This is a genomic window from Coleofasciculus chthonoplastes PCC 7420 (genome assembly GCF_000155555.1).
Taxonomy (GTDB): Bacteria; Cyanobacteriota; Cyanobacteriia; order Cyanobacteriales; family Coleofasciculaceae; genus Coleofasciculus; species Coleofasciculus chthonoplastes_A.
This window is the reverse complement of sequence record NZ_DS989863.1, coordinates 138,699-148,037: the sequence shown is the minus strand read 5'-3', so window position 1 is coordinate 148,037 and position 9,339 is coordinate 138,699. Positions and strand designations below refer to the sequence as shown.

The window sequence follows — 9,339 nt, the reverse complement described above, 5'->3', positions numbered from 1 at the left end:
AAGCGGACTCGAACCGCTGACATCTGCCTTGCAAAGGCAGCGCTCTACCAGCTGAGCTATACCCCCTCTTCCTGGAACAGGTGGGCCATCCTGGACTCGAACCAGGGACCTCACCCTTATCAGGGGTGCGCTCTAACCACCTGAGCTAATAGCCCATTTTCCGAACCGAAACCAGTTTGAAAGCCAATCTACTTTTTCCTTGACCGACCTAGGGTGTCCGAATTGATGAAGCTTTAATTATTTATTCTCTTCATCAATCAGTTGGTCTCCCTAAAAAGGAGGTGATCCAGCCACACCTTCCGGTACGGCTACCTTGTTACGACTTCACCCCAGTCACCAACCCTGCCTTCGGCGTCCCCCTCCCCGGAGGGTTAGGGTAACGACTTCGGGCGTGGCCAGCTTCCATGGTGTGACGGGCGGTGTGTACAAGGCCCGGGAACGGATTCACCGCCGTATTCTGACCGGCGATTACTAGCGATTCCTCCTTCACGCAGGCGAGTTGCAGCCTGCGATCTGAACTGAGGCCGAGTTTCTGGGATTAGCTTGCCTTCGCAGGTTAGCTGCCCTCTGTCCCGACCATTGTAGTACGTGTGTCGCCCAGAGCGTAAGGGGCATGCTGACTTGACGTCATCCCCACCTTCCTCCGGTTTGTCACCGGCAGTCTCTCTAGAGTGCCCAACTTAATGCTGGCAACTAAAGACGAGGGTTGCGCTCGTTGCGGGACTTAACCCAACATCTCACGACACGAGCTGACGACAGCCATGCACCACCTGTGTTCCGGCTCCCGAAGGCACCCCCAGCTTTCACCGGGGTTCCGGACATGTCAAGCCCTGGTAAGGTTCTTCGCGTTGCATCGAATTAAACCACATACTCCACCGCTTGTGCGGGCCCCCGTCAATTCCTTTGAGTTTCACACTTGCGTGCGTACTCCCCAGGCGGGATACTTAACGCGTTAGCTTCGGCACAGCTCGGGTCGATACAAGCTACACCTAGTATCCATCGTTTACAGCTAGGACTACTGGGGTATCTAATCCCATTCGCTCCCCTAGCTTTCGTCCCTGAGTGTCAGTTGCCGTCCAGTAGAGCGCTTTCGCCACCGATGTTCTTCCCGATCTCTACGCATTTCACCGCTACACCGGGAATTCCCTCTACCCCTACGGCACTCTAGCTATTCAGTTTCCACTGCCTTAACGGAGTTAAGCCCCGTGCTTTGACAGCAGACTTGAATCGCCACCTGCGGACGCTTTACGCCCAATAATTCCGGATAACGCTTGCCTCCTCCGTATTACCGCGGCTGCTGGCACGGAGTTAGCCGAGGCTGATTCCTCAGGTACCGTCAGAGCTTCTTCCCTGAGAAAAGAGGTTTACAACCCAAGAGCCTTCCTCCCTCACGCGGTCTTGCTCCGTCAGGCTTTCGCCCATTGCGGAAAATTCCCCACTGCTGCCTCCCGTAGGAGTCTGGGCCGTGTCTCAGTCCCAGTGTGGCTGATCGTCCTCTCAGACCAGCTACTGATCGCTGCCTTGGTGAGCTCTTACCTCACCAACTAGCTAATCAGACGCGAGCTCCTCTTAGGGCAATAAATCTTTTACCCGAAGGCTTATCCGGTATTAGCCACCGTTTCCAGTGGTTGTCCCCGACCCCAAGGCAGATTCTCACGCGTTACTCACCCGTCCGCCACTCAACCCGAAGGTTGCGTTCGACTTGCATGTGTTAAGCAGACCGCCAGCGTTCATCCTGAGCCAGGATCAAACTCTCCATATTAGAGTGTTTTTTTGGCTCCGAAACGTCACCTATTAATAGGTGACATTCCCAAGTTATCCTTATTAGTTGAGAGAGTCTCAGTTTCCTGATTCCCCTCGAAGTTTTTTGACAAGGAGTTTTTTATGCTTGGCTTTCAAACTATTGATTTGTCTTGGTTCGGACGCTTGGATATGGAGTGAACTCCGTTTCAAGCGCATTTACCAATGTAGTGGCTATTTCTGGAGTTGTCAACCTTTTTTTCAAATTTTTTTTGGAGAAGTCAAAAACCCTTTCCCAGAGGGCAATCTGAGCTATGTTAAATCTAGAGCTAACCCGACCAGCTTGAGAAAATTACCCCTGTTTGTTCAGATGAGAGCTTTACCGCCATTGATCCTGCTAGATCCGATCCTCCAGAACTGGTTGTTAGAGGATATCGGTCGAGGCGATCGCACTACTCAAGGCTTGTGGGAAGCCCCAGACAAAATTGTCCAAGCCGAATGGACGGCTAAAGCAGGGGGAGTGATTGCTGGATTGCCGATCGCGAAACGGATCTTCCAACTCTTAAGTGATCAAACCAGTTTTGTTGCCGTTGTAGCTGAAGGGGAAGACTGTCATCCTGGACAGGTCATTGCTCGTTTACATGGCTCTCTGGATACCCTCTTAATGGGAGAACGAGTGGCTCTCAACCTAGCGATGCACTTAAGCGGCATTTCTACCCTTACCCGCAAATATGCCGATCAACTTGCTGATCTTCCGACTCAACTCGTCGATACCCGTAAAACTACCCCTGGGCTAAGACTGCTGGAAAAATATGCCACTCAAGTTGGTGGTGCCATTAATCATCGTTTCGGCTTAGATGATGCCGTGATGATTAAAGACAATCATATAGTGGCAGCAGGTAGCATCAAAGACGCGATCGCTCGTATCCGGGAACAAATGCCCTACCCCCTAAGGATTGAAGTCGAAACCGAAACCCTAGAGCAAGTGACAGAAGCCTTAGAGCAGGGGGCTGACATTATCATGCTGGACAATATGCCCTTGGAGAGGATGCGACAGGCGGTACATAAGATTCGCGGCAAAAATGACCGACTCAAAATTGAAGCCTCTGGGAATATCACCCTGGACACCATTCGTGCTGTAGCCCAAACCGGTGTAGACTATATTTCCACGAGTGCCCCCATAACTCGTTCCACTTGGCTGGATTTAAGTATGAACTTACTGGACGAGAATCGCATTTAAAGTTCATTCCCTAATATTTTGATTAAGCCATTTCTCCCTAATTCTTGGCAACCTCTTATCGTTTCAACTCTTTACCTAGCGCAATGACTTCAACCTTGGAACAACTAAAAGCCAAATGTGAGCAAGCATTAATTGCTGCCTTTGGTGAAACGATGGCAGGTACAGATCCAATGTTAGTTCCTGCCAGTAACCCCAAATTTGGTGATTATCAATCGAATGCGGCACTCTCTCTGGCAAAACCGCTAGGTCAACCCCCACGAGCGATCGCACAGATGCTGATCAACCATCTAGATGTTGCTGATATCTGCTACACCCCCACAGTAGCTGGACCCGGTTTTATTAATTTCACACTCAAACCCGCCTATTTAGAAGCCAAGCTGAATAGGAATCTCACCCACCCTCACTTAGGTGTAGAACCCGCCAAACAGCCCCAACGAGTGGTTGTGGATTTTTCCAGTCCAAACATTGCTAAAGAAATGCATGTCGGTCATCTGCGCTCCACTATTATTGGGGACTGCATTGCCCGTATTTTGGAATTTCGAGATCATGATGTCTTGCGCCTCAATCATGTCGGAGATTGGGGAACTCAATTTGGCATGTTAATTACCTATCTTCGGGAAGTTTGCCCAGAGGCATTAACCACGGCTGAGGCGGTTGATTTAGGAGATTTAGTCAGCTTTTATCGACAAGCTAAAAAACGATTTGATACCGATGAAGTCTTCCAAGAAGCTGCACGACAGGAAGTCGTGAAACTGCAAGCTGGGGCTGAAGATACCAAACGAGCTTGGCAGTTGCTGTGTGAGCAATCCCGGCGGGAATTTCAGGTCATTTATGATTTACTGGATGTGCATATCACCGAACGGGGTGAATCATTCTATAACCCCTTACTTCCCGATGTCGTAAAAGATTTAGAACAATCAGGCTTATTAGTGGAAGACCAAGGTGCTAAATGCGTTTTTTTAGAAGGATTTACGAATAAAAAAGGTGAACCTTTACCCTTAATTGTGCAAAAGTCGGATGGGGGTTATAACTATGCCACAACTGACTTAGCCGCACTACGCTACCGGATTGATCAAAATGGGGCAAAGCGGATTATTTATGTTACTGATGCTGGACAAGCGAATCATTTTGCCCAAGTATTTCAGGTTGCACAACGAGCAGGTTGGTTACCGGAGATTGTTGAAATCGTGCATGTTCCCTTTGGATTGGTACTAGGGGAAGACGGGAAAAAGCTAAAAACTCGGTCTGGAGAGACAGTACGATTGCGGGATTTATTAGATCAAGCGATCGCGCGTGCGCGTGCTGATCTCGAAACTCGCATCCAAGCAGAAGGTCGCCAGGAAACCGAGGAGTTCATTGAACATGTGGCTCAAGTGGTTGGTATGGCGGCGGTCAAATATGCTGACCTCAGTCAAAATCGCACCAGCAACTATGTGTTTAGCTTCGATAAGATGCTATCGCTCAAAGGAAATACAGCACCGTATCTGCTGTATGCTTATGCCCGGATTCAAAGTATTGGTCGCAAAGGTGGCATTGATTTTGAGCAGTTAAGAACATCTACTCAAGTCTCATTAAAAGAAGACCAAGAAGCAACACTAGCTAAACATCTACTACAAGTCAACGAGGTAATTAAAGAAGTTGAGCAAGAGTTATTGCCTAATCGTCTTTGTCAGTATTTGTATGAACTGAGCGAGAAATTCAGTCAATTTTATGACCAATGTCCTGTGCTTAAAGCGGAGGAATCCGTGAGACTATCACGATTAATATTGTGTGACCTAACAGCTCAAACGTTGAAACTGGGATTATCGTTACTCGGTATTTCGGTACTTGAACGGATGTAGAAAACATCCCCGTTTGCCAAAGGATAGCCTTTCAATCTGATCAAACGCTGGTTAAAGGGGGATAACTGAGGATCTGCTGAATAAGTGTTGTGGTGAGGGGGAGCGGGGGAACACCTCGACTTCGCTCGGTGTGTCAGCTGGGAGAGCTGGGGGAGCAAGGGTACATTTGTCCTGAGCAAGGTGATGCCATACTTATGAAGGATGCTAAGCTGTTCGGCATTTAAACCTTAATGTCAATAATGACGAAATCCTTGTAGTGCGTTAAGCGAAGCCATGCCGCAGGCTTTGCATCTTGCTCGCTACTAATACCCAATTTAAATCGTGAAAAGTAAGGCTTGATACCAAGTTGCATTCAAAGATATAACTTTCCCTCCCTCTGCTCCCCCTGCTCCCCCTGATTTTCCTATCTACTATGTTTGAGCGCAACTCGGTATGAGATCCTCGACCACATCTTCAGGAATGCGAATTGTAATACTGGTCATATTTACGGAATTTTCACATAAATCGAGCCATTCTTCATCAACGCTTATCCCAAAAGCCTCTGGAGAACAGTTAAGCTACTAGGTAAGACGATATACATCGCTTACTCCCAAGTTGCAATTAGTGTATCTCACTCCTTATCCCGTTCTCAGTGGATCGAGAACGGGATTTTCCATTATTGGGTGGTACCATTTTGATAAATAAAAAGGGATAAAGTATCGGGATCAATAACAACGGACAAAGAAGCCATGACCAACGACCAGACCCAACTTTACAGAAACTTCATCGATTTTTCATATAAACTTTATCGTAGCTACACACAACTCCTGCCACTTGGGTAGATAATAAAAATATAGATGAAATCTTTTTCCCACCCTTGGAAAAGTCCCCGAAAGGGGATTTTTTTTTGGCGACATAACTTAACAAAACTTCAACCCATAATCCCCTTTGCCGGATTCCCGAAAGCGATAACTGTAAGAGGGGGTGACGATTGTACTCACCCTCTGATTAATGAAAATCTCAGCTCAAGCCCTCTGTGTTGGATTACTTGTTTCTGGAGGGTTAACTTCGCCTGTCATTGCCCAAACCCTTGAGTCGGAAACCGATACGCCCCGTTCACTGACTGAAGGAACTGCCACAGATTTGAGAGTCTTACCCCGTATAGGCGGCCAGTTTACCAGCGAAGGAGCCGGCTATCAAGACCCATTTTTTAGTCTGGAAGGCTTTGTTCCGATTACTCAGAATCCCGGAAGTACCGTGACATTTCTGGAAGGGCAATTACGCCTGTTCACCGACTCCACGATGGGCGGAACGATTCTTCTGGGACAACGATTTTACAATTCCACGCAAAACCGGATTCTCGGAGGCTATCTTTCCTACGATACCCGCGATACCGGAAACAGCTTGTTTCACCAAATTGGTGCAGGGTTTGAACGACTAGGAGACGATTGGGATTTGCGGGTGAATGCGTATTTGCCAGTTGGTGAACGCCGCCCAGAGGTGGATGAGTCGTTCTCCCTGCGCGGATTTCAGGAGAATAATTTACTTCTCAATCATCGCCAGCGCTTTGAAGCAGCAATGGCGGGATTTGATATTGAAGCGGGGGGACGGTTATTGCGATTAGGGGCGGGAGATTTACGGGGATATGCAGGGTTTTATTACTATGGTGGGGAGGGAACAGATAATGCGATTGGGATTCGAGGGCGATTGGAAGCACATCCTACGGATTATCTGAATCTGGGTTTATCAGTGCAAACTGACCAAATCTTTGACACTCGGATTGTCCTCAGTTTAGGCGCAACCTTTCCTGGAACTCGTCCCCGTGGGGTTGAATCAGGTAGCGCTTTTGCGCGTATGGGGGAATCGGTGGGACGTATCGCCACCATTGTTGTTGATGAACAAACCGAAAATGAGCAAGTTGCGGCGATAAATCCCCAAACGGGTCAACCTTGGCAGTTTCAACAGGTCACGTTGGGGAGGAGTACCGGAAATGGTACGTTTGAAACACCGTTTGGGACAGTGCAAGATGCATTGAGTGTGGCACAAGCTGATGATATTGTTTATGTGCAAGTGGGTACGACATCTGAGACAGAAGGGTTTCAGTTTGCTGATGGAGTAACGGTACTCTCAGCAGCATTACCCCAATACATTGATACTCAGCAACTAGGTACGCTTCAGTTACCCTTATCGGGAAGCGGTGAGTTTCCCACGATTACAGGAACAGTAACCCTAGCCAATAATACGACCCTGACCGGCTTTGCGATCGCGAATGCCACGGGGAATGGTATCCAAGGCGCGGCTATTGAGAATGTGACGATTCAAGATAACCGCATCACCAATGCCACAGGACAAGGGATTAGTCTCATCGATGTAACTGGAACCAGTGCGATCGCTCGTAATGTTATCACAAATAGTGGTCAGCAGGGCGTTTTTATTCAAGCATCGGGAACCACTCAACAAGAACTCACCCTAGATAGTAATCAAATCAGTGACAGTGGTGGTCAAGGTGTTTTTATTCAATCCTCTGGTGAGGTGCAACAGCAATTAACCGCAACCAATAATCAAATTACTAATAGTGTCGGTCAAGGATTTTATCTGGCTGGGAATAATAATAGTCGTCAAGTCTTTGACGTTTTAAATACAAGTATTAGTAACACCGTCTTGGATGAAAATGGGGATGGTGGTCAAGGTCTTTTCCTGCAAGCCAATGCCAGCGCCCAGCAAACCTTGACTCTGGAAACCTTAACGGTTACTGAAAGTGCAGGTCAAGGCATCTTTATCGCCGCCAATGGTAACGAAAATGACTTGATGCAGCAATCTATCCAAAATTTTAACCTCAGCAACGCCACCGTTAGTGAGAGTACAGGACAAGGGATTTTCATCGCCGCTAATAATAACAGTGAGCAAACCTTTGACATTGATGCCAGTACCATTAACCAGACTCGCCTCGGCAGTAATGGGGATGGCGGGCAAGGCGTCTTTATTCAGGGAAATCGCGTCGCTGTTCAAGATTTCACCCTCAACGATACCACAGTCACAAATAGCGCTGGACAAGGTATTTTAATTGCTACCAATGGTGATGAAAAGGACTTAACGGTTCAATCGAGACAGGAGTTTAAATTAAATGGCACGGAAGTGAGTGATACTGTAGGTCAGGGAATTTTTATTGCCGCCAACAATAACAGTGAACAAGTCTTTAATATCGATAGCAGCACGATTCGCAATATTGAACTCGACGCCCAAGGCGAAGGTGGACAAGGAATTTTTGTGCAAGGTAATCGTATGGCAGTCCAGGAGTTTCAGATTGATAGTCCCACGATAACCAACAATGCTGGACAGGGTATTTTTGTGACAACGAATGGAGATGAAAATGACCTCAGTGTACAATCACGGCAAGAGTTTGCCATCACAGATGCCCAGATTCGTGAGAGTACAGGTCAGGGAATTTTCATGAGCGCTAATAACAATAGCACTCAAAAGTTTGAGATTACAAATAGTACGATTAATGATACGACATTGAATAATCTCGACAGTGGCGGTCAAGGGGTTTTTGTCCAAGCCAATAGCATTGCCCAGCAAGACTTCACGATTGATAATGTCCAAATTAGTGATAGTCAGGGTCAAGGTATTTTTGTTGGGGCGAATGGGGATGAGAAGAATCCCGAACTCCAATCTCAGCAACGGTTTCAGATTAGTAATGTGCAAATTAGTAATAGCACAGGTCAGGGGATTTTCGTATCGGCGAATAATAATAGCCGCCAGGAGTTTGAGATTGAAACCAGTACAATTAGCGGTACAACTCCCACCAGTGAAACGGATGGAGGTCAAGGCATTTTTGTCCAGGGAAATGCTGTCTCGGTGCAAGATTATCGGATTAACAATACCATGGTTACGGATAATGCCAGTCAGGGTATCTTTTTGCAAACGAATGGCAATGCTGAAACTCTTGCCGATGTAGAGTTGACAATTTTGGATAAAAATGCTGTTCCGGGATTTAATGCCGTACTCAATAGCGATCGCAGCTTCTGCCTAGCCCTCACTGAGAATACCAGCACAACAGAGTTCCAGCTTCAGCGTAATAATGGCACATTCGAGGTCGTTAATCTCGATAATCTCCCTCAAACTAATACAGGAACCGTTAATTTTGCCCCCACCCCGGAAGACTTTACTAACGTTTCTCAGTGTAATTGAGGGTATTGTAGGGGCGGGTTTAGCCATTTAATTGACGGGTATACCGATAACTGATCAACAAAACCCGCCCTCTTGTCGTTTAGATTTGAAACAAAGGACGTAGCGTGCTTCTCAAGGGCAGCGGGTACGAGAAATGACAAATGACTATTTTGTCAAGATCAGTTTTAGATCAAGAGCAAACTGCGTCAGAACTGATCTAGAAGATCGTCTAGCTTATGAGCCAATATAATAAGTAGCAAGACTCCAGATGCAGTCATCAACCAAATAACTCTGCCTGAAGGAGAAAAGCATACACCCTGATACTTGTCCTCAGCCTTTCACAGAAAGCGCTGAGGTTTTTCGTATGTT

3 protein-coding genes, 2 tRNA genes and 1 rRNA gene (1 of these 6 cut by a window edge) are annotated in these 9,339 nt (G+C 47.1%); 3 read left to right on the top strand and 3 right to left on the bottom strand.

The genetic code is table 11. From position 1 onward, the window contains the following. From MC7420_RS26475 to MC7420_RS26465, 3 genes are all read right to left on the bottom strand, one after another. Positions 1-66, bottom strand: a tRNA-Ala gene (locus MC7420_RS26475) (it extends 7 nt beyond the left edge of the window). Between the two features lie 15 nt (positions 67-81). Beyond that, positions 82-155 (bottom strand) — tRNA-Ile (locus tag MC7420_RS26470). Between the two features lie 119 nt (positions 156-274). Next, a 16S ribosomal RNA gene (locus MC7420_RS26465) occupies positions 275-1,762 on the bottom strand. A 348-nt stretch (positions 1,763-2,110) separates the two neighbouring features. Here MC7420_RS26465 and nadC point away from each other — a divergent pair. The 3 genes from nadC to MC7420_RS26450 all read left to right on the top strand — a co-directional run bounded on the left by nadC (position 2,111) and on the right by MC7420_RS26450 (position 8,991). Next, entirely contained in the window at positions 2,111-2,980 is an 870-nt protein-coding gene (gene nadC, locus MC7420_RS26460) for a carboxylating nicotinate-nucleotide diphosphorylase (RefSeq protein WP_044209903.1), read from the top strand. 83 nt (positions 2,981-3,063) lie between these two features. Further along, positions 3,064-4,821 carry an arginine--tRNA ligase gene (argS, locus tag MC7420_RS26455; protein ID WP_006104287.1) on the top strand — a complete coding sequence of 586 codons (1,758 nt, stop codon included), beginning with the start codon at positions 3,064-3,066 and terminating at the stop codon, positions 4,819-4,821. Positions 4,822-5,811: 990 nt separating this feature from the next. Continuing rightward, positions 5,812-8,991: a right-handed parallel beta-helix repeat-containing protein gene (locus MC7420_RS26450; RefSeq protein ID WP_006104216.1), complete on the top strand. Its 3,180-nt coding sequence runs from the start codon at positions 5,812-5,814 to the stop codon at positions 8,989-8,991. Positions 8,992-9,339: the final 348 nt, after the last annotated feature.

What these genes read in the sequence shown, in the direction of transcription:
- nadC (WP_044209903.1), top strand. Translation starts at nt 2,111, where the DNA reads ATGAGAGCTTTACCGCCATTGATCCTGCTAGATCCGATCCTCCAGAAC.
- argS (WP_006104287.1), top strand. Translation starts at nt 3,064, where the DNA reads ATGACTTCAACCTTGGAACAACTAAAAGCCAAATGTGAGCAAGCATTA.
- MC7420_RS26450 (WP_006104216.1), top strand. Translation starts at nt 5,812, where the DNA reads ATGAAAATCTCAGCTCAAGCCCTCTGTGTTGGATTACTTGTTTCTGGA.